At 62.9% G+C, this 23,322-nt stretch carries 21 protein-coding genes, 1 tRNA gene and 2 pseudogenes; 16 read left to right on the forward strand and 8 right to left on the reverse strand.

All coding sequences use genetic code 11. The annotated features are described in order from the left end of the window. Positions 1–25: 25 nt before the first annotated feature. Complete coding sequence (locus tag DL519_RS26020; protein WP_190818649.1) at positions 26–1,534, forward strand: helix-turn-helix transcriptional regulator; 1,509 nt, start codon at positions 26–28, stop codon at positions 1,532–1,534. Here DL519_RS26020 and DL519_RS26025 read toward each other — a convergent pair. After that, positions 1,508–2,164 carry an isochorismatase family protein gene (locus DL519_RS26025; protein WP_317891393.1) on the reverse strand — a complete coding sequence of 219 codons (657 nt, stop codon included), beginning with the start codon at positions 2,162–2,164 and terminating at the stop codon, positions 1,508–1,510. The genes DL519_RS26020 and DL519_RS26025 overlap by 27 nt on opposite strands. Positions 2,165–2,836: 672 nt before the next feature. On the opposite strand from DL519_RS26025, the gene DL519_RS26030 reads away from it, so the two are divergent. The 3 genes from DL519_RS26030 to DL519_RS26040 are packed head-to-tail and all read left to right on the forward strand — an operon-like array spanning position 2,837 to position 7,056. Then, a complete protein-coding gene (locus tag DL519_RS26030; RefSeq protein ID WP_317891394.1) occupies positions 2,837–4,561 on the forward strand; it encodes an anthranilate synthase family protein in 1,725 nt (574 codons plus the stop codon). A gap of 45 nt (positions 4,562–4,606) precedes the next feature. Beyond that, on the forward strand, positions 4,607–6,169 hold the full coding sequence (locus DL519_RS26035) for an FAD-dependent oxidoreductase (RefSeq protein WP_190818653.1): 1,563 nt from the start codon (positions 4,607–4,609) through the stop codon (positions 6,167–6,169). Between the two features lie 44 nt (positions 6,170–6,213). Further along, complete coding sequence (locus DL519_RS26040) at positions 6,214–7,056, forward strand: PhzF family phenazine biosynthesis protein (RefSeq protein WP_190818655.1); 843 nt, start codon at positions 6,214–6,216, stop codon at positions 7,054–7,056. 16 nt (positions 7,057–7,072) lie between these two features. Here DL519_RS26040 and DL519_RS26045 read toward each other — a convergent pair whose 3' ends face one another. From DL519_RS26045 to DL519_RS47235, 3 genes are all read right to left on the reverse strand, one after another. Then, positions 7,073–7,630 (reverse strand): PhzA/PhzB family protein, encoded by a 558-nt coding sequence (locus tag DL519_RS26045; protein ID WP_317891395.1) that lies wholly within the window; start codon positions 7,628–7,630, stop codon positions 7,073–7,075. A 617-nt stretch (positions 7,631–8,247) separates the two neighbouring features. Next, positions 8,248–8,556 carry a YbaB/EbfC family nucleoid-associated protein gene (locus tag DL519_RS26050; RefSeq protein WP_190818656.1) on the reverse strand — a complete coding sequence of 103 codons (309 nt, stop codon included), beginning with the start codon at positions 8,554–8,556 and terminating at the stop codon, positions 8,248–8,250. Positions 8,557–8,592: 36 nt separating this feature from the next. Beyond that, complete coding sequence (locus DL519_RS47235) at positions 8,593–8,853, reverse strand: hypothetical protein (protein WP_223839560.1); 261 nt, start codon at positions 8,851–8,853, stop codon at positions 8,593–8,595. On the opposite strand from DL519_RS47235, the gene DL519_RS47240 reads away from it, so the two are divergent. The 5 genes and pseudogenes from DL519_RS47240 (at position 8,852) to DL519_RS26075 (ending at position 12,597) form a co-directional block, all read left to right on the forward strand. Beyond that, positions 8,852–9,211 carry a winged helix-turn-helix domain-containing protein gene (locus DL519_RS47240; protein ID WP_223839561.1) on the forward strand — a complete coding sequence of 120 codons (360 nt, stop codon included), beginning with the start codon at positions 8,852–8,854 and terminating at the stop codon, positions 9,209–9,211. The genes DL519_RS47235 and DL519_RS47240 overlap by 2 nt on opposite strands. Before the next feature lie 265 nt (positions 9,212–9,476). Next, positions 9,477–10,351 (forward strand): annotated as a pseudogene (locus DL519_RS26060) (ABC transporter ATP-binding protein). Continuing rightward, positions 10,348–11,295 carry a hypothetical protein gene (locus DL519_RS26065; RefSeq protein ID WP_190818659.1) on the forward strand — a complete coding sequence of 316 codons (948 nt, stop codon included), beginning with the start codon at positions 10,348–10,350 and terminating at the stop codon, positions 11,293–11,295. The pseudogene DL519_RS26060 and the gene DL519_RS26065 overlap by 4 nt, the downstream one beginning before the upstream one ends. A 55-nt stretch (positions 11,296–11,350) precedes the next feature. Then, positions 11,351–11,752, forward strand: a complete 402-nt coding sequence (locus tag DL519_RS26070) for a GntR family transcriptional regulator (protein WP_177226487.1) — start codon at positions 11,351–11,353, stop codon at positions 11,750–11,752. After that, positions 11,749–12,597 carry an ABC transporter ATP-binding protein gene (locus DL519_RS26075; protein WP_190818661.1) on the forward strand — a complete coding sequence of 283 codons (849 nt, stop codon included), beginning with the start codon at positions 11,749–11,751 and terminating at the stop codon, positions 12,595–12,597. Before DL519_RS26070 ends, DL519_RS26075 begins: the two co-directional genes overlap by 4 nt. 522 nt (positions 12,598–13,119) lie before the next feature. On the opposite strand, the gene DL519_RS26080 is transcribed toward DL519_RS26075, so the two are convergent. Genes DL519_RS26080 through DL519_RS26090 form a run of 3 tightly spaced genes read right to left on the reverse strand, consistent with a single transcriptional unit; the run spans position 13,120 to position 16,694 of the window. Then, complete coding sequence (locus tag DL519_RS26080) at positions 13,120–13,869, reverse strand: hypothetical protein (protein ID WP_190818663.1); 750 nt, start codon at positions 13,867–13,869, stop codon at positions 13,120–13,122. Further along, positions 13,870–16,128 carry a hypothetical protein gene (locus DL519_RS26085; RefSeq protein ID WP_190818664.1) on the reverse strand — a complete coding sequence of 753 codons (2,259 nt, stop codon included), beginning with the start codon at positions 16,126–16,128 and terminating at the stop codon, positions 13,870–13,872. 47 nt (positions 16,129–16,175) lie between these two features. Continuing rightward, entirely contained in the window at positions 16,176–16,694 is a 519-nt protein-coding gene (locus DL519_RS26090) for a hypothetical protein (RefSeq protein WP_190818666.1), read from the reverse strand. Positions 16,695–17,326: 632 nt separating this feature from the next. On the opposite strand from DL519_RS26090, the gene DL519_RS26095 reads away from it, so the two are divergent. The 7 genes and pseudogenes from DL519_RS26095 to DL519_RS50375 form a co-directional block, all read left to right on the forward strand. Continuing rightward, positions 17,327–18,547, forward strand: a complete 1,221-nt coding sequence (locus DL519_RS26095) for a helix-turn-helix domain-containing protein (protein WP_190818668.1) — start codon at positions 17,327–17,329, stop codon at positions 18,545–18,547. Positions 18,548–18,639: 92 nt separating this feature from the next. Then, positions 18,640–18,810: a hypothetical protein gene (locus DL519_RS26100; RefSeq protein ID WP_190818670.1), complete on the forward strand. Its 171-nt coding sequence runs from the start codon at positions 18,640–18,642 to the stop codon at positions 18,808–18,810. 194 nt (positions 18,811–19,004) lie between these two features. Next, on the forward strand, positions 19,005–19,334 hold the full coding sequence (locus DL519_RS26105) for a DUF3039 domain-containing protein (RefSeq protein WP_190818671.1): 330 nt from the start codon (positions 19,005–19,007) through the stop codon (positions 19,332–19,334). Positions 19,335–19,336: 2 nt separating this feature from the next. Further along, positions 19,337–19,582, forward strand: coding sequence for a hypothetical protein (locus tag DL519_RS26110; RefSeq protein ID WP_190818673.1), 246 nt, complete (start codon positions 19,337–19,339; stop codon positions 19,580–19,582). A gap of 460 nt (positions 19,583–20,042) precedes the next feature. Continuing rightward, a complete protein-coding gene (locus DL519_RS26115; protein ID WP_223839563.1) occupies positions 20,043–20,927 on the forward strand; it encodes a replication-relaxation family protein in 885 nt (294 codons plus the stop codon). A gap of 31 nt (positions 20,928–20,958) precedes the next feature. Further along, on the forward strand, positions 20,959–21,252 hold the full coding sequence (locus tag DL519_RS26120; RefSeq protein WP_190818676.1) for a hypothetical protein: 294 nt from the start codon (positions 20,959–20,961) through the stop codon (positions 21,250–21,252). A 308-nt stretch (positions 21,253–21,560) separates the two neighbouring features. Beyond that, a pseudogene (locus DL519_RS50375) lies at positions 21,561–22,538 on the forward strand (recombinase family protein); the annotation flags it as partial. A gap of 626 nt (positions 22,539–23,164) precedes the next feature. On the opposite strand, the gene DL519_RS26130 reads toward DL519_RS50375, so the two are convergent. Then, positions 23,165–23,238: transfer RNA gene (locus DL519_RS26130), tRNA-Leu, on the reverse strand. Between the last annotated feature and the right edge of the window lie 84 nt (positions 23,239–23,322).

A 23,322-nucleotide genomic window follows, 5' to 3' on the forward strand; every position in this document is an offset into this window, starting at 1 on the left:
TCGGCCCACCTCAGCCGTGGCAGCGGTGCGAGCACTGCTCTCCAGAGGCTGGATCGAACCTGCGGTCATGTTGGCCGAGGCGACCCTGAATGACGGTGTGCCGGAAGAGTTAGCGGCAGAGCTTCGATGCACGCTGATCGCTCCGCTGATCACCAGCGGGCAAACCGCCGAAGCGATCGCCATCGCCGACCGGGTGCTTGCTGTCCCCGACCTGCCGACCACCACGTTCGACGACACCGCAGCAGGTCGAATGCTGGCGTTGGTGCTGCAAGGAGACTTCGCCAGTGACCACGCCTCGAAAGTGTTGCAGGAGCCGGACGGGACATGCCACGGCCAGGCACGGACTGCGATCGCCTTGACCGGATTGGCACATCTCGAGTGGTCGGCCGGCAATGTCGCTGGGGCGCTGTGTTGGGGGAGGCGGGCAGCGACCTGCGCGGCGTCCGTGAAATCCGCGGATTGGCGCTGGTATCCGCAGCTGATGATGGCCGAGATGTTGGGCGAGTTGGGCGAGTTCGACGACGCCGAGGAGATCCTGCGCCAGGCCCGCGCGGAAATCGACCAGTTCGGGTTGACCATGCACGCAGCACAAGCTGACCTGATCCGTGCGCGTTTGCTACTGCGGGCGGGACGGCAGACGGCGGCACGGTTGACTGCCGAGGCATGTTTGTCCAGCGCACTCGAATTAGGGACGTGGCGAGTGGTTCCTTCAGCGAAGTCTGTTCTCGCGCTGATCGCATTCCGTTCCGGCGACGTAGCGTTGGCTCGTTCCTATCTGCGACGCTGCCGGGAAACCTCGACATACGAACAGGGTTCCGTCGCGCGGTCGGCGCGCGACGAGTGGATTCAGCTGCTGGTGCACACCTCGACGGAAGATCCGTCGAGCATCGAAGCGCTGCTGCATACCAACCTGCTGCACAGACCCGCCCTGTTCGTGGAGGAACCGGGTGCTGCCGCGTGGTTCGTACGTGTCGCGATGGACGTGGGCGACGAGAAGATTGCGATCAAGTCGATCGAAGCTGCCCAGGCCGTAGCCAACGCGAACATCGGTACGCCTGCGGTTGCCACTGGTGCGCTGCATGCTCACAGCCTTTTCGAACGGAATCTGGATGGACTGCTGCATGTCATCTCCGAATATGGAGACGCTTGGGCCAGGGAAACCGCGATAGAAGATCTACGAGCCTTGTTGGGCGGTGGCGTTCGGTCCAGCGACTGGCGCGATTCCAGAAACGTTGCCGAAAGCCGACGAAACGACTCGGCCAACGCTAAGAATCCTGATAGGTCGCACGGCGAGGCAGAATCGATTCCGCCGAAGCTGACGGAAACCGAACGTGCCATTGCCGAGTTGGTCAGCCAAGGATTGACCAATCGTCAGATTGCACACCGCGTTTTCCTCTCCCCGCACACCGTCAACTACCACCTGAGGCGGATTTTCCGAAAGCTCGGGATCAATTCCCGTGTGGAACTCGCGAGCCGGGAGCGCTACGCGGTGCGACGCGAAATCCGGTCATCCGGTCAGCACGGAAGCAGTTGATGTGAGCGCAGCAAGTACCTGATCTGTCGTCGGAACAGCCGCACAACGTTGTGCGGCGTACGACACCGCCATTCGATGGTCCTCCGGGGAGAAGTCCGCTACCGCATCGCAGACCAGAAACGGTTGGATGTCGTGAGAGAACGCGTCGCAGGCTGTGATTAGGCAACCGACGTGAGCGTACACGCCGCAGACGATGAGCTGGTCGCGCCCGCGGTCACGAAGATAATCCAGTAACCCGGAATTGTGAAAGGCGCTGTATCGCCACTTCGTGAATACGCGCTCGTGCTCGGCCGGCGCCAGTTCGGCCACAATTTCGCGGTCGGCTGGATCCACCGCCATTCCCGGCCCCCAGAAGTCTTTGAGCAGGCCGCGCTGCGTGCTGTTCATCCCGCCGGGCTGCGCCGTATATGCTACGGGAATGCCCAGATCTGCACAACACTCGCGCAGGCGCGCGATGTTTCGCACCAAGTCCAAGGTTGGAGAATCGCCAGGGAACTTTGCCAAGAAGTAGTTCTGCATGTCGTGGATCAGCAACACTGCTCGATACTGGCTAGCGGTCCAGTCGACCCTGCTGCGCGGCACATCATCAGCTGTTGGCATGGGGTACGCGCCGATCGACGGTATGCTCACGGAAGCCTCCTCTACGGCGGGTTTCCAGTACCCGTCGTGCACGTGCCGAGGATGTTCGGCGCGGTTTTCTCGATTCGCCCGGACAGCGGTTCTCAATGTGAAACCTCGCTGCGAACATAGTTCATCTACGGGTGCGCGCAATGCCCTTTCCGGTTGCGCTACTCGAACGGGTAGTCGTGTCTCGGTGTCCGACGGGTCGCGATAGCTGCGAGCCTCGCAACACCGCTAAAACGAGTAGTTGTTTTTTTCGGCGCTGGTTCCGGTCGCCGAGCTTGTAGAGTCAGGGCGCCGAAATCTTGCATGCTGTCAACGGAAGATTTGGATGCGGTAAGCAGTCGCTGGCTGTTCTAGAGGCCTGGGTGCACGGTGCGAGTACTTGCCGCGCGCCGTTTCGCGTAGGACCGTAGTCAAGGAGTTTTCATGGCCAAACGCGTAGCCGCCGGATTGAAAGAACTGCTCGTTTCGAACCCGCCCCCCTTCGCCGTGCTGCAGCGGCCGGAAATGGGGAATAGGCTGGAGATTCTGCTTGGCGAGGTCACCGAGGTCTGTTCGATCGAAGACTTGGGGATCCCACCATCTTCCACAGGGCCAGCGCGCCAGGAATTGCTCGTGCTCGTTCCGTACAGACAGCTAACCGAACGCGGTTTCGAATGCGTCGATGATGGCGCGCCCATGCTGCAGATGATGGTCCGGTCGCAAAGAACGGTCAACGTCACCGAAGCATTGGGCGCACTACCCGACGAGCCGGTGGAGTTGAAGGACGCCCGCTTCGACACCGACGATGAGACTTACGCAGAGGTCGTCCGGAGCGTCCTGCGCGACGAGATCGGCAGCGGCGCTGGCTCGAACTTCGTCATTAGGCGGTCGTTCACGGCCACTCTCGCCGACTTCTCGCCACGCGACGCGTTAAGTCTGTTCAGACGGTTGCTCGTTGCGGAGCAGGGTACGTACTGGACTTTCGTGGTCCACACAGGTTCCCGCACGTTCGTCGGAGCTAGCCCCGAAAAGCACGTCAGCCTGGATCGGGGCACGGTGGTGATGAATCCGATCAGCGGCACCTACCGGTATCCGCCGGAGGGACCGTCGGCGCAGGACGTGCTGCGATTTCTGGCGGATCGCAAAGAAGAAGACGAACTGCACATGGTTCTCGATGAAGAACTGAAGATGATGGCCAGGATTTGCGACCGGGGCGGCACCGTGGTCGGCCCGCGGTTGCGGGAGATGGCCCGTCTGGCGCACACCGAATACCTGATCGAGGGCCAGACGAAGCTAGACGTTCGGGACATTCTGCGGGAAACGTTGTTCGCGCCAACGGTCACCGGAAGTCCGCTGGAAAGTGCCTGCCGGGTGATCAAGCGGTACGAGCCGTCGGGACGCGGTTACTACAGCGGGGCAATCGCACTGATCGGTCACGATGCAGCGGGTTACCAGACACTGGACTCGGCGATCCTCATCCGCACCGCGGAGATCGAACGCGATGGTCGGCTGCGGGCTGGCGTCGGCGCGACGCTCGTCCGCCACTCCGACCCGGGTTCCGAAGTCGCTGAGACCCGAGCGAAGTTGGCCGGAATGCTCGGGGCGTTCGAGGGCGGAGTCGACGCGCCGCATCAGCGGGAACGCGGATTGTCCCTTGACGCGAATCCGTTGGTTCGAGAAGCGCTGGACGGACGCAACAAGAGCTTGGCGCGGTTCTGGTTGAGAGCGGATCGCGGTCACGTGCGCACGGTGCCGGAACTGGTCGGCCGTCGCGTGCTCGTGATCGATGGCGAGGACACATTCACCGCTATGTTGGGTCACCAGCTGACCGCTCTGGGGCTGACCGTCTCCATCCGCGGCTATGACGAGTCTTTCGAGATGGACGACGACGAGTTCATCGTGCTCGGCCCCGGGCCAGGCGATCCCCGGGTGCTCGATGACCCGAAGATCGCCACGCTGCGCCGGATCGCCCGGCGGCTCCTTCACGATCGACGTCGTTTTCTCGCGGTGTGCCTAGGGCACCAGGTCCTCTGCGGACTGCTGGGCTTGGAAGTGGTCCCCGAGGTAGTTCCGAACCAGGGTGAGCAGATCGACATCGACCTTCTCGGGGAACGAAGAACTGTCGCTTTCTACAACACATTCGTTGCCAGGTCCAGTAGCGACCGCCTGTACCACCAGGACCTTCCGGGGCCGGTCGTCATCAGCCGGGAGCCCGATTCAGGGCGGGTGCATGCGTTGTCCGGGCCGGGTTTCCGGTCGATTCAGTTCCACCCGGAGTCGGTGTTGACCATCGACGGAATGAGTATTCTCGGCGATCTTCTCGGCTCCCTGGTGCCGGCTACCGAGTCTTTGCCCGCACAACGTGGCTCGTCGGGCGTTTCTGGTCCTGCGCAGATCGGCGTGCGGACAAGCACGGGCTGAGAGGACGCGCAGCATGCAGTTGGAATCACGTCTCGGAGGTCGGTCGTGGGTCCTGGCGTCATCGTGATCGGTTCCGGCGCGGCCGGCCTGTCCGCGGCCCTCGCCGCGCGGGCGGCTGGTGCCGACGTCACCGTCCTGGAGGCGACGTCGACCTTGGGCGGGACGACGGCGCTCTCCAGCGGTGCGGTGTGGGTACCGAACAACCATGTAGAAGCAGCAGGGCGAGGCCGCGACTGCGCGGAGAAGGCGCACAGGTATCTGCGCTCGCTCGCGGTCGGCGACGTCGACCCCCTCCTCGTCAACCGGTTCCTCGACGCGGGACCACGAATATTGCGGTGGTTGGAAGGCACGTCCCCGCTGCAATGGAGCCTGCTGCCATATCCGGATTGCCATTCCGGGCTGCCTGGCGGCATGGAAGGCGGTCGCTCCCTCGAACCGTGCGCGCTGCAGATCGAGCCCAGCCTCACCCACCAGCTGCGGCCGCCGCTGCCGTGGCGCCTGCCTGCGATGCTCGCCGAATTGGCCACTGGTCAGGTTTCGCTGGATGTGGTCAACCAACGACAGCGAACCGGTACGGTCACCGGAGGGCAGGCACTCGTGGCCGCACTGCTGATCGCGGCCCGCACGGCGGGTGTCAGCTTTCGGACTGCTGCGAGGGCTACGAGACTCGTCAGCGACGATGGCACGGTGACCGGTGTCGATACCCCTGGTCAGCGGCTGCGTGGTCGGGTGTTGCTGGCAAGCGGTGGTTTCGAGCGGGACACCGCACTCGTCAACGCGTTCTTGCGGATGCCGGTGCTTCGCTGTGTGGGCGCACCCGGTGCGCGTGGTGACGGCCTGCGAATGGCGATGTCCATGGGGGCCACGCTCGGCAACATGTCCGAGGCGTGGTGGTGTCCAACGACGCCTGACCCCGACGCGGAGATCGACGGGGAACCGGTGCACCGGATGCTGTTCGCCGAACGCGCGCGCCCTGGCACGCTCATGGTAGACCGGCGTGGCCGCAGGTTCGTCAACGAAGCCCAGAACTACAACGACGTCGGCCGGGCGCTGCACGCGTTCGAGCCAACGGAGTTCTGCTTCGCGCGGGACCAGTCATGGCTGATCTTCGACGCGATTCACCGGCGCGACTACACCGTCGGCCCGGTCCGGCGAGATGCTCATGCCCCGGACTGGCTTCCGTGCGGAGGTACTCTCGCCGAACTCGCCGATCTCATCGACGTCCACGCCGAGACGCTGATCCAGACAGTCGAACGGTTCAATGCGGCGGCCAAGGACGGACTCGACCCGGAGTTCGGGCGCGGCACCAACGCGTACGACCGGGCGATGGGAGATCCACAGGCGACGCATCCCACCCTGCGGCCGCTCACCGAACCGCCTTTCTACGCCCTCCCGGTACATGCCGGGCTTGGCGGGACGAAAGGCGGTCCCCGCACCGACCCGCACGGGCGGGTACTGCACGTCGAAGGCGGTGTGATTCGCGGGCTCTACGCTGCGGGCAATGTCGCGGCCAGTCCGTTCGGGTTTGCTTACCCGGGTACCGGTGGCACTCTCGGGCAAGCACTCGTTTTCGGCGCCCTGGCTGGCGAAGCCGCCGCAGGCGACTGAGGCATTGATGCGCAACTTCCGGACAACGCACGACGAGGAGAACGGTGCCGAACCACGCTTACGTAATCACCGACGTCTTTACCGCAACTCCGCTGGAGGGCAATCCGCTGGCTGTTTTCACCGACGCCGCCGGCCTGTCCGCAGAGCAGATGCAACGCATCGCCAGGGAGATGAATCTGTCGGAAACCACGTTCGTGCTTCCCGCCCGCGAGGTTGCCGACGCGCGGGTCCGGATCTTCACACCGGTGAACGAGCTGCCCTTCGCCGGGCACCCCACGCTTGGGACTGCCATCGTGCTTGGTGCGGAGATGAACCAGGACACGATCCGGCTGGAGACCGAAGTCGGGGTGATCACCTTTTCGTTCGAGCGCGCGAACGGGAAGATCGTCGCCGCCAGGATGCTGCAGCCGATCCCGAGCTGGCAACCGTACGAGCATGCCGACGAACTGCTGGAAGGTCTTGGCGTCGCGGCTTCCGAGCTACCGGTCGATGCCTACCGGAACGGGCCTCGGCACGTCTACGTCGGGCTCGGCAGCGTGACGGCGCTGGAGGCGATCCACCCGGACCTCCGGGTGCTCGCCAAGTTCCCCGACATGGCCGCGCTCTGCTTCGCCGGCGCCGGCACCAACTGGCGGTTGCGGATGTTCTCACCCGCGTACGGGGTCGCCGAAGACCCGGCCACCGGCTCGGCCGCAGGTCCGCTGGCGGTCCACCTCGCCCGGTATGGCCGGATCGCGTTCGGCAGCCAGATCACGATTCGCCAGGGTGTCGAAATCGGCCGGCCCTCGACCATGTACGCGACGGTCGAGGGCGCGGGCGAGCGGATCGATCAGGTGGAGGTGGTCGGTGCGGCGGTCGTGGTCGCACACGGCACCCTCGTGTTGTAACCGCGATGTGGACGTCTCATGCGGGTATACCACCTCGTTTGATCACCGGTACCTCGATCCCCAGCGCGCGCATCTGCTGGCACGGGTTCATGAATTCGCGGACCTCTTTGATCTTGCCGTTTTCCAGCAGGAACGAATGGATGAAATGGTTCTTGTAATGCCCTGGTGAGTAATCGGGGAAGAGAATTTTCCCCTCGCCGTCGCATTCGACCCAGAATCGGTTCGGATCCTGCGTCTCGTAGATCTCCACATTGATCCACTTCCAGTCCGGGAAGCACTCCAACGACCAGGCGGCCATGGAATACAGATTGTCCTTCCCGGTCGCGAATACCGGCTCGCCGGTGTCCGTCGTCCACAGGCCACCGCGCTCGGTGCCGTCATCGGTGAACAAATGATGACGTTGCAAGCGAGGCTCACCTTCGGTAACCCGCAGATATTCTTCCACGGTGGCCCGATTGCGTCGCCTGAGCTCCGCCTCGTTGGAGAATGCTACTGCGTCCTGGGGCGCTTCTGTCATTTGTCGAACCTCTCCATCCGTGGTGCTGCGGACGCATCCGTCGATGACCACATCCATTGGCGGCCATCCTCGTGCCCCAACGTCCATGTGAAGACGTCGAAAGTTGCGCGAACGAGCTTCCACAGAGAGCCTCCGCCAGCCCCATTGCGACTGCAACTACCCTTCCGAGTAGCCGGTCCGGGTAGGCGGGTTCGTCAACCTGGTGACAACCACTTGAATGAGTAGGTGCCACATCATGACGGCAAGAGTCCTGTTAGTGTCGTCAGTAGGTCATTGTTACAGAGATTGAATTGTTAGAGCTAGGTTCCCCTGTCGCGCGTCAGACTTTGGAGCTCAGGGGTTATGTAGGTTCCCGAGCAGGAGGTATGACGAGTCGTAGTCACGGAACCGTACGCGTGCTCGCCAGGTGCCGTCATCAAGCTCGCCTACGCGGAGTTCGACGGCGCTATCGAGGTCGTCAGTTAGAGGAACTGGCTACTTCCGAAGGCTCTTCGCGATGTCGTTCGCGGCCTTCATCAGCGCTTCCCGGTTAGCGTCCGACCCCAGTCCAGCCGTCGTGTCGTTCGGCGAAACTCCAGCCGCCTCGTAGCGAACCTCGACCGTGACATTTCCCGTCCGAAAGTTGAGTCTCCCGTAGCAGCAATGCGTTCTGATGCGTACTTTGGCACGGTCTCTCAGCTCCAAAAGCCCGGAAGGGCCTCGATCATCTTCGCGTTGGAGTCATCGACCGCCTGCGCGCGTGCAGAATTGATCGCCTCCAGGATCTTTCCTCCCAAAGCCGATGGGTGATTGGAGCGAAGTTCTGCGTCAGGTATCGACAGATCCTGAATCGCCCCAATTCCGTTGACCCGTGCGACCACGGCCTGGTCCGCCGACGAGCCCGTGTAGGTGCTCGCTACGGCTTCATCCCGCAGCGCCTGCACGGTGTTCATCTTCTCGTCCAGCTCCGTCAACATCGCCTCGATGTCGGGAAGTTCTGACACGACAACCTCCAGTTCCTGCAAGCTCGGTACGAGCGCCTACGAGATGTCGTCCTCGTTAGGCGTCTCATCGGAATCTGCGTCCGCGTCGCCAATCACCGGCGGTGCGACGGCATGGCCGGCGTTCGGGTCGATCTCACCGCTGAACCCGAAGTGCTCGTCGGTGTTGCGGATGTATTTGCGCTCGTGTTCCTGGTCTTCGTCACTCTGGCCGCGCTGGCCGGCTATCTGGGGCGGGCCGGTTTCGTCCCCGGTCGTCGCGGCGGACGGGGTGACGGGGCTGGAGCTGGCGAGGAGCATGGCGCCGGACCTCGTGGTGCTCGACGTGATGCCGCCGGGCCCTGCCGGTGGGGTGCTGCGCGCGGGAGATCTCGTGGTGGACCAGGCCGCGCGGGTGGTCACCAAGGGCGGGCGCGCGCTGAACCTGAGGAACAAGGAGTTCGAGCTCCTGGCGTTCCTGCTGGCCAATCCGGGCCGGGTGGTGCGGCGGGACGAGCTGATGCGGGCGGTGTGGTCGCATGACTTCGGTGACGCTTCGACCGTCACCGTTCACGTCCGGCGGCTGCGGGAGAAGATCGAGGACGATCCGTCGCACCCCGGGATGCTGATGACGGTGTGGGGCGTCGGTTACCGGTTCGACCCGCCCGCTGCTCGGTGATCCGGGCTTGAAGTGGCCGGGACGCTGGGGGAGACGTCCCGGCCACACAACGATTCTGGGCCGTCCGGCAGCCGTGTCCGCCGGTGCGCGCGGCGGAGGGTTCTCCTCCACTGACGTCGATCCCGCTGGTGGCGAAGGGGATTGCCGCTTCCGCTCCGCGGGGACCGGTCGGGGATTCGGCGGTTCGGCGAATAACGCGCTCCCGCCTGGTGTACTGTTTAACTAGATAACTGGTGAAATAGTCATGCGACCGGGAAGGGTGATCATGAGTGCAGAAGAGGTGCCCGCGGTGCGGACGCACCAGCTGGCCAAGAGATATCGCCGCAGGTGGGCGCTGCGCGGTTGTTCGCTGTCGTTGCCCCCGAACCGGTTAGTCGCGCTGGTCGGCCACAACGGGGCGGGCAAGAGCACTCTGATGGGTCTGACCGCCGGTCTGCTCAAGCCGACCGAGGGCGACATCGAGGTGTTCGGGCGGCGGCCCAGCGGAACCGGTGCGCCTGAGGAAGTGGCCTACGTGACCCAGCAGAAGCCGCTTACCCCGGCCTGACCGTGTCGGAGACGCTGCGCTTCGCCGCGCGGATGAACACCCGCTGGGACCAGGCGTACGCGGAGCAGCTCGTCCGCTCGGCGGAGGTGCCGTTCGACGCCAAGGTCGGCAAGCTCTCCGGCGGGCAGCGCACCAGGGTGGCGCTCGTGCTGGCGCTGGGCAAGCGCCCCGGTCTGCTGATGCTCGATGAGCCCCTGGCCGAGCTGGACCCGCTGGCCCGGCAGGCGACTCTGCGCACGCTGCAGGAGGAATCCCGGCAGCACGGCATCGGGATCCTGCTGTCCTCGCACGTGCTGGAAGAACTCGAAGCGGTCTGCGACCACCTGGTGCTGCTGGGCGGCGGCCGGGTGCGGTTGGACGGGCCGGTCGCCGATCTCGTGGCGGGGCATCGCGTTCTGCGGGGAGACGGACAGCTGCCCGTTGCGCCGGGCGACGTCGTCGACAGCGTGCGCTCCGAGCAGGAGCAGGTCCTGATCACCAAGCGGAGCGGGCCGGTGACAGCATCTGGGTGGCGCGAGCACGCGCCCCGGCTGAACGACATCGCGCTGGCCTACATGCGCAACAACGACGACAACGCGGAGGTGGCGGCGTGATCTGGGTGGCCTGGCGGCAACATCGCGCACAGCTGATAACCCTGGCAGCCCTGCTGCTGCTCGGTAGTGCGACCGTGCTGGTGCTGCATGCCAGCATGACCGGTGACATCGAGGAGCACGGCCTGCAGGCGTGCATGTCGGTCCGCGAGAGGACCGCCGACTGCGCTCAAGCGCGGGTGGAGTTCCAGAAGGAATGGTTCGATCTGCTCAAGGTCGGACAGGGGGTGGTCTTCGCGTTCCCGGTGCTGCTGGGTGTGTTCTGCGCCGCGCCGCTGTTCGCCCGGGAGATCGAGCACGGCACGCACGTGCTCGCCTTCACCCAGTCCGTCAGCCGGCTCCGCTGGATGATCACCAAGGTGGCGATCTTGCTGCTGCCGTCTGCCGTCGTGCTGGTGGTGCTCCAATTGCTGGTCGACCGGTGGGTGGCGGCCGCCGGGATGCTGGGCCCGTTGCGGAGCAGCCCGTTCTACTGGCTGCCCTTCGGCACCACCGGGCCGATGCCGGTCGCGCACCTGCTGTTCAGCTTCGCAGTGGGTGCGCTGCTGGGCGCGGTCATGCGGCGTTCGCTGATGGCCGCGTCCACCACGCTCGGCACGCTGGTCGCGCTGCGCGTCGCGGTGAGCAGCGTCCACCTGAACTTCTTGCCGGTGCAGCGCTTCACCACGTCCGACCTGTCGGGCAGCGCTAATCCCGATGTGAACGGGACCATGGTGGTGAACAGTGGCTACCTCGGGTCGGCCGGGCAGGAGGTGCCCTACACCGCGGTGAACCAGGTGCCCTGCGAGTCGAGCGTCTGTTACCCGGGCGGTGTGGCCGGTCAGTTCGCCGACGTGATCCAGGAGTCCGCGGCGCCGGGGCTGCAGCTGGCCGAGTTCGCCGTGTTCGGCCTCGCCGCGGTCTTGCTGCTGGTGGGAACCGCGTGGACGCTGCAACGGCAGCACTGATCCGGCGGCGCCGGGTTCCGCGCTCGGATGAGCGGGGAGGATTATGCTGGGCCGTATGATCGAGTTCCGGATCGACCGTCGTTCCGGGGTCTCCACGTACGTCCAGATCATCCAGCAGGTCAAACAGGCCATGCGGTTGGGCCTGCTGGGGCCCGGTGATCGACTGCCCACGGCGCGTGAGGTGGTGGAGGCGACGGCGGTCAATCCGAACACGGTGCTCAAGGCGTACCGCGAACTCGAACGCGACGGACTGGTCGAGGCCAGGCGCGGGGTGGGAACTTTCGTGACGCGTTCGCTGGCGAGCGAGCTGACCGCCGTCGAAGCGCCGTTGCGACGCGATCTGGAGGACTGGATGAGCCGCGCGAAGAGCGGTGGTCTCGCCGTTGAGGCCGTCGACGCGGTCTATGTTGCCGTCCGAGACGAGCATTTCCACGTTGAGGGGCCGAACGCATCATGAGCGTGTTGCGCACCACCGGGTTGTCCAAGAGCTACGGCCGGAAGCAGGCGCTCCGGGACTGCACCGTCGAACTGCCCGAGGGAAAGGTGATCGGGCTGGTCGGCGCGAACAGCGGGGGCAAGAGCACCTTTCTCGGGCTGGCGGCCGGACTGATCCGGCCGTCGGCCGGGCGGGTGCAGGTGTTCGGTGACGAGGTGCGCGGCCGCCTGCACCCGGACGCGGCGTACCTGCCGCAGCACCGCCCGCTGTACAAGGACTTCACCATCGCGGAGATGATCCGGACGGTGGGCGCCGTGAACCAGCGGTGGTCGCCGGAGCGGGTGGAGGAGGCCCTGGCCGCGCACCCGGAGATGGATCGCAGCAGCCGCGTCAGTTCGTTGTCGCAGGGCATGCGCACCCAGCTCGCGCTCGCGCTCAGCCTCGGCCGGCTGCCGAAGCTGCTGCTGCTCGACGAGCCGATGTCGGATCTCGATCCGCTCGCCCGGGAGGACTTCCTCCGGCTGGTGATGACCGATGTCGCCGAGCGCGGGATGACGGTGGTGCTGTCCTCGCACTCGCTCGGTGAACTGCGCGACGTGTGCGATCACCTCATGCTGCTGCACGCCGGGCAGGTGCTGCTCAACGGTGATGTCGAGGAGATCCTCGACGACCACCTCAACGTCATCGGCCCGGCCGACGACGGATCCTCGGTCACCGGCACGGTGATCCACACGAGGCGAACGGGCCGGCAGCAGCGCTCGCTTGTGCGCACCCCCGGCTCGCTCGCGGCGGGCTGGGAGGGGCAGCGGCCGGAGCTCGAAGGGCTCGTGACGGACTACCTGCGGGCTCGGCAGGGAAGTCGCTGATCACCGCGCCGGTCGGGCGTTCCTGTTCTGAGCGCCCGGCCGTGCTGCCGATGGACAGCCCGACGATCAAGGCGGCCCAGATCAGCACGGTGCTCCGGGTGTCCAGCAGCAAGAAGACCGGGTGTCCAGCAGAAGAACGGAAAAGCGAACGCGCCGGTGACGGCCACCCCGCCGAGGTAGAGCCGCTTGCGTCCGAGCCGGTCGGAGAACCTGCCGATCTGGAGGGGCGGTCGACCGATCTCCGACTCCCTTGCCGAGGACTAAAGCGATGAGTAGACGATGGATACTCCACCATCCCGCAAGCCCCGACGCCTCTCCAGGTCGCTGACCTGAGACGATACGTGCCCCCGGTGCGATTCGTACAGCATCTACACGGGGGCACACCCGTCGTGAGCTGGTGGTTTCCGCGAAAGCTACAGTCGCCCGACGTCGACACAGGGACAGCGACACCAGATGAAGCAACAAAGGTGATCACCCACTGTCTAGCTCCCGATCGAGATTGGGTCGGTGCACATCTGCGAGCTAACTCCTACCACCCGGAAAAGTGTGATCATTTTTGTACCGTGCTGGATCCAGAGCCGTGGCAATCTGATCCGCATTCTTGCGGTCACCGTACCTAGACATTAGCGACTGAAGCAGACTGAGCATGGCCTCCTTATCTCCTTTTTCGAGGCCCGAAACAAATGAAACTAGCACTTGTGAAACCTGGATCCATCGCCTTTGAGTGTCACTCTCGGCGATTTCACCAATCAATTCCTTGAGGTTCGCGTAGTCACTCTTTCGAAGATCTTCCGGATGGTTCATTAGCCAGTATGAAATGGCCCATCCAGCATCACGGAGAACCACACTACGAAACTCCTCGGACCGCTTTATCCTCAGTCTCTGAATTTTGGCGAGAGACTCTTCTTTCCGTATTTCATTCGTATAGTCCTCCGCAGCATGAATAGTTCCAGGCGAAACGGACAGGCATGCTTTTGCGTTTTTTACGCCAACACCCACGTCCTCTATTAGCCGAATCTTCCCTAGTTCCGTGTTTATTCGGAACTGTGCGCCCGCGAGCTGCATGACCGAGCGCTTCTTCGCTTCCCGATTTGCAGCAAGAAAGACCGCCTCTTTTACTGCGTCGGATAGATTCCGCTGCGCACTAGACCTCCGCACCAGTTTCCACTCAACGACAAATTCCGCAGTGAAGTACAGCCCCTTTATCTCGCTTTCAAGAGCCTCAGAGAAACGGATCTTTTGAACCTTGCGAACCCTGAACATTTCTCTCATCTAGTTCATTTGCCCGAATTTCGCGTAGCCAGGGGTTCGGCCGACATGTTTCAATGAATTTGTCACGTGCGCAAAGATCGACTCTCTGGCTTCCCTTATTTCGGCCGTTTTCAAGGAATCCGACGAATTCACGTCGGCGGAGAATAGCTCTTGGGCGAAGAAGTTGTAACGACGCTCATCCGTATCCTCTTCGCTAAAGCCCACGACTGCAGTCGCGAAGACACTCCTTAGGACACTGAGCAATTCAGGGGAATCTGTAGCCGCGTTGATCCAAGACCTCAATACTTGAGAAGTCGCTGAAGGTCGCCCTGCAAACACACCATACCAACCCCGCGCCAACGTTTCTGTCAATTGAGAGCCGGTATAGCTCCGGCTAACTTCAAGTAGTTCAGGTGTGCCTGTTAAGGGATTCCGAAGATCCGCGATAGCAAGAAATACCCGGGCGCCGGATTTCGCACGCTCGACATTGCCGTCAGTGCACCATGCGCCTATACGATTGACAACTCGATCGCGAATATCTTGGCGATTCCACAGCTCTTGAATCGCATGTCTTACCTCATTTGTGACCGCAACATCTGAGCTTTCAGTTAGCTCCCCGAGTCGGAACAGGGCTGCCGAAGGGCGTATACGAGCAAGCTCTCCGCTGCAGACTTCGGCGACGATGGATTTAACTTCGGACGATTCATGTCGCGCCCATTCAAGAAGATGATCGCGGAGTTTTCTCCCTAAGGAATCAGCCCGTAGCGCTACAATCGTTGTCAGATCAACCAAGATAGCGCGGAAACGTTTATCGGCTGAGAATTCCTTCACTAACTGGCGAAGAAGGCTGAGGTCGTCGCTTTCCACCGTCCACCTCAGTACGAACTCAGCAATGCGATCTGCTAGAGGTCCAAGAACGCCCTTGAGTTGACGTGCCTGATCACACATCCATGTAACAAGCTCTTTCTGAAGGTGCTCACGGTCAGCCCAGAAATAGTCAAGGACCGCTGCAGCGTAATCTGGCTTTGAGAAGACCACATATCTGTCGTCGCTCAACTCAGCATCGATGTGGTGCACAAGTTCAAGGATTCCAGGTCCACGCTGCCCCTGCATTTCTGGCGCGGCTTCGCCGAGACCAATAGCCAACTCTTTAGCGGCTTCGAATACTTCTCCAGATGGACGCCCTTCTAGGGCTGCAGAAGCTACCAAGAAGTTCCTTACACGACTATCGGCATGCTTCAAATGAAAATTGAGTAGCTCTTCCCGCCAGTTTGCGTGTAGTTTAAGTGCCGCCTCGATGCGTAATTTCTCTACACTGTCTTGCGGTTGACTAGGAAGCTCTTGGCCGTTTCCAATGACCTCGTGCAGAGAATCTATCCGGAGGCCGTTCACTTTCTTGATTGTCTTAGTCCATCGAATCGCTTCACTAGGCGAAGCCTTCTCCAGAGACCTAGCTATGCGAGGGTCGCGTAGGTAAAATTTAGAATCGATAGCTGGCTCTGCAGCCGAGAGATGTGATTCCACAATTTCTTCTGCAGTGACCCGCGAGGGTATAAACTCAATATTCTCCGCCCCCTGACCAGCGGATTGCCATAGTTCTGAGGATACAATTACGACAAGATACGAGCTTCGATACTTGAGGCGTTCACGCACTGCGAGAAGGGAACGACCGAAATAATTGTTCAGAATTTTCTCGTTGCGCAGATCGAGGAGTGATGCCGTGTTCCTCTTTACATCAAGCTCATTGACCTCAAGTGGGTCTCCTGGCTCCCGCCGAAATTCTTCCCGAGCCACTCCCTCGCACGAGTTTAACAAGTACACAGCAATCTGGTGGCGGCCGGTATCAGGTTCCCCTGCGACGACAACGATGTTGTTATCACGAAGAATACCTTCGGCGACACTTATGTTAGCTGGCTTGGCGAAATTAAGGACACAGTCCTGTACATAGTGATCCGGCAACTCGTGGCTGTCGACCATGCTTCGAACGATTTGTTGCAGAAATCCAATTGCTGTTCCCTCATTTTTCCCAATCCGCAGATGCGATTCAACTTCAGCTTTCTCTTTACTTTCGGAGTTGACGAGGCCCTCAGCAACTTCGTGCTCGACTTGAGCGGACGGGACATCAGCAGAGACATCAACCCCGTCGCTTCCTGCTTCCCTAACTCCGTCGATAGCGCTCCAGTCTTGTGGTTGTTCGTTCCCGATACTCCGCTTCGTCTCGATATCCCTGGGCTCAGTGGGCAAGCGGGATTCGTCGCCGGGCAGCGAGGGAGAGCTCACGTAACTCCTTTTGTGAAAATTCCATCTTTCCGTTTACTCAAAGAAACTTAATCGCCGACGCTATCGGCCCGGATTCCGATAACGGAACCGTCCGTCTTCACTTCTTGAATATCCGCTACTACGCGCCCCTCACGCACACGTTTTGCATCGATTCCAACCAGCTCTCCGGACACGGTACCTACACGGTATTCAACCTTCACTCCGCTTCTTGGGCGCGATTCTCCGCGGAACGTAATGTGTTGCCCATAAATCTTCTCCAGCAAGGCCCTCAATCGGCCTAGCGACTCGCGAAGACTCTTGTCATTAGGATCCAGAAGCTCCGGATCCTCTTTGTATTCGAGCAACTCTCCTGCCAGGCCGCGGAGTTCTGAAAGGTGCGCCTTTACCACTTCTTCACGCGGCACCAGCTCGTGGAGCTCACCCTCGACCACGTCGGGTTTTTCAAGAGGTTCCTCGCCCTTTTTCTTCTTGTCTCGCCTCAAAGCCGAAGACAGACAATTGAACATAAACCCAAACGCTTGGTTGAATGCCGCGTTTGCCAACATAGGGAAATCGACGGTGTCCACTCGAATGCCACTCCAGTTCTATACTCAAATTTCTAACTTTAGAGTAGCGAACGTGGGTCGAACTCATGGAGGACTCGGTGCCAGTTCAAACAATCGGACTAGGCCTAGTTGCAGAGAGTGACTTTCTGCATTGATGTGCTCCGTCCACACAGCACACCTGCTCCCTCGAATGCCAATGTGTTGCGCATTTTGTGTGAGCTTTTGTTACTCTACGCTGTTCGTAGCCGTACTGCATCGGTTGATGGCTTCGATCGGCACGAGAAGAGAATGGGAACCAACCGTACCCATTAGTATCAGCAAGGATCGCCCCCTGATGAACCAGATGGTCGTGGATTGACCGACTGTCACCTCAGTTCGACAAACTCAAAACCCATGGGTAGTGCTGGGAATTGCCCGAGGCGATTTGAAGTGAGCGTTGTTGATTGTGGTTTATCCTCCAGGTAACAGCAGGCAGGGTCGACGTGGTCGTTATTACTCCGGATGGGTGGAGCAACCCCGCGTAGTTCCGCCTGGTTCCTCGTCACTTGATCGGGAGGTCGCTACGCTCGGCGGTACCTCTTCGCGGAGGCATGCCCCCGGTCGACGGGCCGGGGGTTTCGCGAGGAGGCCCTTCCGCGAAGAGGTGATCCGTTGTGACGGACGAACTTGCAGGCAGGACGATCGGCGAACGCATTCAGATCATCCGGGAGCGGCGTGGCAAGTCGCGGCCGGTTGTGGCCGGGCTCGTTGGCCGGTCTGCCGAGTGGCTCAAGGCGGTTGAGAAGGGCAGGCTTCATCCGCCGCGCTGGGAGAAGCTCGTGCAGCTCGCCGATGCGCTCGGTGTGCAGGACTTGAGAGAGCTGACCGGTGAGAAGCCGCCGACGACGATGGTCGGTCGGGGCTCGCACGATGCGGTTCCGGCTATGCGCGAAGCGATCGAAGAGACGATGCTCAGCGTCTCGCCGGAGCCTCGTCCGGACCCAGCTGATTTGCACCGGCGTACCGCCGATGCGTGGGCGCTCTGGCACTCGTCGCCGACTCCGCGCAAATCCGTTGGCAGGATCCTGCCGCAGATCATCCGGGACGCCCGTCGGGCAACTCGCGTTCTCGAAGGCGATGAGCGTAGACAGGCCCACGCTGCGCTGTCGGCGGCCTACGCCCTGGCGGAGCAGGCGCTCGCCTGGGTGTCAGATTCAGCGTTGCTGTGGTTGTCGGCGGATCGCTGCATGGCCTCGGCTGAACAAGCCGACGACCCCGCAGCGCTGGCTGGTGCCGCGTGGGTGGTCGGCAACGTGTGGCGAGCGACCGGCCGTGAAGATGATGCCTATCGCTTGGTCACCGACGCTGCAGGGCTGCTGGAGCCGTACTTGGACAGCAGCGGGGACAACGCCCGCGCATTGTGGGGCTCATGCCGGCTGCACGCGGCGATCACGGCTGCCCGTATGGGGCGAGAAGGGGACGCGCTGCGGAACCTCGATCAGGCGGACGACATGGCCGCGCGATTGCCCGGTGGATACGCGCACCCGTGGACGCTGTTCGGTCGCGCCAATACGGACCTCACCGGGGTGTCCGTCCAGGTCGACCTGCGGAAGTCCGGGCGGGCGATCGACACTGCTGAGCAGATTGATCCGGATTCGGTGCCCTCCGTGGATCGTCGGGCTCGGTTGTGGCTGGAGACGGCGCGGGCGTATCACCAGCGCAAGGACTACACGGCGACGCTGCACGTGTTGCAGCGGGCGACGAAGGTCTCCGAGGAGTCCATGCGGTGCCACCCGATGTCGCGGGGCATTGCCGGGGATCTGGTGACCTCTGGCGGACGCATGGTGCAGTCGGAGGCGCGGGGGCTGGCCCGCCAGCTGGGCTTGACCGTGTAACCCGTTCGCGCAAAGGGGTACAACTCGTACCCCTTGCCGTCGTGCTCCAGGTCGTACCCGTTGTACCCGCCGATCCGGCCGATGTTGGTGCCATGCATGACGCATTGGCGATGTTGCTCGGGTTGCTGGCCTGGTCGGTGATCTTCGTTCCGCTGTTCATCTTGTGGTGGCTGCCGGGGCACCGGGAGAAGCAAGCGCTCAAGGCAGCGGCTCGGCGTCGGGAGGAGCGGCTGAGCCGTCGCTTTCCGGGGCGTGCCGCGTGAGCGGGCACCGTTCCGGGCTAGTGGTCCTGGCGCGTCTGCGGCCGGAACATGCGCCACAGGATCGCCCGCGGGAGGTTCATGCGTACCGGGTGCCCGCAGGCAACAGCGCTGCGACTATCTGGCGAGCGCCGTGCGGCGATGAGGTAAAGCCGGACGAAGTCGAACCTGTCCCCGCGTTCACGGGTACGCCGTGCGTGGACTGCTTCATCCTCGCGGTGCTCAGCAGCGATGCGTCTCCGGTGGGGCGGAACGAGTTCGAGTGCGCGCCGCAGCGGACGGAGCTCTCATCCGAGCTTCCGGCGGGCGTCGTCAAGTCGTCGAGCATTTTGCTGCTCTACGCGCCGTCGTGGCGCGAAGAGGTCGTTCATTGGGCGAAGCCCACCGAGCCGACGAAGCCGTTCGGCAATGGGACGGTCGTACCGGGGCTCTGCGGTGCGATCGGGTGGGGACCGCGCGATCGTCCGCCGGACGGATGGCCGATGTGCGCAGAGTGCATCGAGATCGCGAACGAGGAGAGCACCTAGGCATGGCCACGGGAAGCCCCCGACGCACGGGCATCGTGGCGTGCGGGTACAGCGCGACGTGGTCCGGTGACCTCCTGGCCGCTCAGCAGGTCACCCACACATCGATCACTGCGACTGAGGTACCGACGATCCCCGAGCAGAAAGCGCTCGACGCCGAACGCGCTGCCGCTGAGCACGTGGCATTCAGCCGCACGACGGTGACGCGGAAGCTGCTCGTCGACGTGCTCACCGGACTTCACCGGTTGTAAAAGCTCGGCGGGAGCACCGTGGCCTCAAAACCCTCCCAGGCCGGTGCTCCCGCCGTCCCGCATCACCTCACTTCGAGTGTGACCTATACCACTTTTTCTCGTGATCGTGGCGCAAATCGAGGTCTTTTCCGGACTTCAGGGGCGTTCAGGTCCGCTGGAATCGTGGGTGGTGATCATGGCTGATCGCAGAGACACCGATTGTGCTTGTGCGGATGTCTTGGCAGCTGGGGGTGCGGATGGGGCAGCGAGCGCCCTGCGGCCCAGGTCCGCAGGGTCATCCGCAGGGGGCCTTGTTCCTGAAACCGCAGTTCAGGCAGGAAGTCGAGACCATCGCACGGGTCTCCGACTGAATGGCCACATTCAGTCTCGTGTTCGGCGTGGCGCGGGGCGGCGCAGCCGCACGTCGGCCGGGGAACCGGACGGGGCGTTGTGGGCGCAGCTGACCCCTCGGGACCGCACTGTGCTGGAGCTTGTTGCTGAGCATCAGGTGTTGACCACCGACCAGCTTCGTGCACTGGCGTTCCCGTCGATCTCGCGGGCGCAGCACCGGCTGCTGGCACTCGCGGATGCTGGCGTGCTGTGGAGGACTCAGCCCTATCGCGCTGAGGGTGGTTCGAAGCCGTTCCATTACCTCCTCGGCTACCGCGGCGCGGAACTGCGAGCTGCACAGCGCGGCACCACGCCGCCGCGCCCGTCCAGTCACGCCGACAGGCTGCGCCGCGCCCTGGAGTCGCCGACGCTGGCGCACCTGCTCGGGGTGAACCAGTTCTTCGCTGATCTCGCCGACTACTGCCGCCGCAACGAGCTCGGTACCCCGTTCTCGGCGCATGACGGCCGCCCGGAGGGGCAGGGACTGCACACCTGGCGTTCGGAGAAGTGGATCAGCGAGTTCTACGAGCACAGGATCGCCCCGGATGGCTACGGCTGCTGGTACCAGGACGGCCGGTGGTTGGGGTTCTTCCTCGAACACGACACCGGCACCGAGCCGCTGCGGAAGGTCGCAGACAAGATCGACCGGTACACCGGCTCGACCGATCGCTACGGCGATGGCTTGGAGATGGCCCGGCGGCTCGCGGGCATGGTGCTGATCTGGGTAGCCAGTCGACGCCGCGAGCAAGGCTTGAGGAAAGCCTTGCTGACCAAGCATTCGCCAGTCCCGGTCGCGACCGCGTCCCGCGATCACGGTGACCCGGACGGCCCGGCAGGCGAGGTGTGGTCCGTGGTCACCCCAGATCCGCATCGTTCCCGTCGTGCGCGGCTGGGCGAACTCGCCGTCAGGATCGGCGGAACCACGGGCAACGGCACACCGGTCGTGCTGCAAGCTCTGGCCGAGCGAGCTGTCTGAACCCGTTTCTCCGACGACCTCTTGGGCTCCCATGCCGATAAACCCGCACAGCGAATTCTCCGGCGATCCGATCATTCCTTCGCCTCGTCCGGCACCGGATGATGGCATCGAAAGCCTCGGTCGAACAGGCTCTGAGCAGGCAGTTTGGTGGTACGATCAGAAGCTGATCCGCAGCGGTGAACGCAGATTTTCCGGTCACATCAACACTATTGGTGGAACAGAGGGCGACCGGCTGCGTTCGGAATTGTCCGCTGTCACCCGTGATCTTCTTACGTGGGCCGCACAACAGGCTACGGAGTCCAGTGAGGACGGTGAAGCTGCATGACCACGTCAGACGATGACCGCCCGGTCAATCCGCCAGCACCGGCGCTGACGCGGCGAAGCACTGAGCTGTCCGCCCCGGTGCCGGTGTCCGGGCCATCGGGTCTCTCGGACTACGCCGTTTCCCCCTTCGGCATGTCCACCGCCGCGTTGCTGCGCGACGAAGTCCGGGTGGCATTCCTTGGGCGCACTTCGACCGAGGACCAGCAAGACCCGCGCCAGTCGTTGATGCGGCAGTTGCAGCACTGCAAGACCGCAATACCCGAATCGTGGGTGATCGTCGCCCACTTCTACGACGTCGAATCCGGCCGGATGGAACTCGACCAACGCGGCCGGGGCGGGAACTACGAGCGGTTCGACATCCCCATCGCGCGTGATGGTGGCATCGCCGACCTGCTCGATGAAGCCACCCACCCCGGACGCCGGTTCGATGTGGTGATCTGCGAGAGCATTTCCCGCGTCGCTCGCCGCGCGTTCGAAGGCCTGTCCGTCGAGCGGGAGCTGGAACGGTCGGACGTGCCGCTGTTCGCCTCGAACGAGTCGATCACGCTGTCCGGAAGCCGAGCGCAACGGATCTTGCAACGGCGGATCAACCAGTCCGTCGCCGAGTACGAAGTGATCAACACCCTCGAACAATCCTGGGGCGGGCTGTGCACCCACGTCCGGGAAGGCTGGAACATCGGCAAACCGCCCTACGGCTACAAGGCCAAGACCTACCGGCACCCCAACCCCATGAAAGCCAACAAGGGGCACACCAAATCCCGCCTCGAACCTGACGGACAGGAAGCCGAAACCGTCGCACAGATCGCCCACTGGCGCTACTACGAGCAACTCGGCTACGACACCATCGCCGAACGCCTCAACTCCGACCCCGACAAGTACCCGCCGCCAGTGCCACCGGGAAAGGAACGAGCGCGGGGTGCGTGGGGCAAGACCAGCGTGTACGAGATCCTCCGCAACCCCAAGTACACCGGATACCAAGTGTTCAACCGGCGCGCATCACGCTCGAAGCAGGGCAAGGTCAACGACCCGGTCAAGTGGGTGTGGTCGCCCGAGCCGACGCACGAACCGTTGATCCCGAAGTGGATGTTCGACGAGATGACCGCCCGCCGCCAAGCCAAACGAGGCTCCCGCGCAGGCAACAACCACAACGCCCACCCGCAAACGCGACGGACCTACCTGTTCCGGGGCATGGTGTTCTGCGGCTGCGGACGGCGAATGTTCGGCGGTCAGCGCCACCACCGGCCCTACTACCTGTGCTGGCCCCGAAACAACAACCGCGGTCGCCCTGACAAGTACGACGGCCACAAAGCCGTCTACCTCCGCGAAGATGCCGTGCTCGATGCGGTTGCCTGCTTCTTCTCCGAGCGAGTATTCGGCCCCGACCGGCGCGCAGCCCTGGCGGCCGATCTCGACAGCGTCGATGACCGGGCCACTCGCGAACGCCACGCAGAACGCGAACGCCTCCAACGCGCGCTCGCCGACATCGCCCGCCGCCAGAACTCGATCCTGCGGCAGGCACAAGACGGTGATCCCGACGACCCGTTCACCAAAGCACTGCGCGGCACCTACAACGAGCTGGAAGCCCAGAAGACGGCCACGCTGGCAAGCGTGGCTGAGCTCGACAACGCTGCCAGCTCCGAACCGAGCAAACCCACGAGCGACGACGTCGCTCTGCTCGACACGCTGCCCTATCTGACGCTCAACCTCGCCCACGCCCCCGAACAGCTCCTACGACGACTGTTCGAGATCACCCAGCTCACCGTCCACCTACGCGGCGACAGCAACCAAGCCACCATCACGATCAGGCTCCCCGCCGACGACCTACCCCAGATCGCACACGCGGCAGAACGGATCAACGAAACCAAAGAAACGCCTGCTCAGCGAGCAGGCGCGGCTTGTGTAGATGCTGTACGTGCCCCCGGTCGGGTTCGAACCGACACTTGGACGATTTTAAGTCGTCTGCCTCTGCCAATTGGGCTACGGGGGCCTTCGGCCGCGCGCACGCGCGCCGCACTAGTTATGACGCAGCAGCGGTTCGCTCGGTTCCCAGGAACCGCCGAACGTGTTTCCT

The sequence above is a fragment of the Saccharopolyspora pogona genome, assembly GCF_014697215.1.
Lineage (GTDB): Bacteria > Actinomycetota > Actinomycetes > Mycobacteriales > Pseudonocardiaceae > Saccharopolyspora > Saccharopolyspora hattusasensis.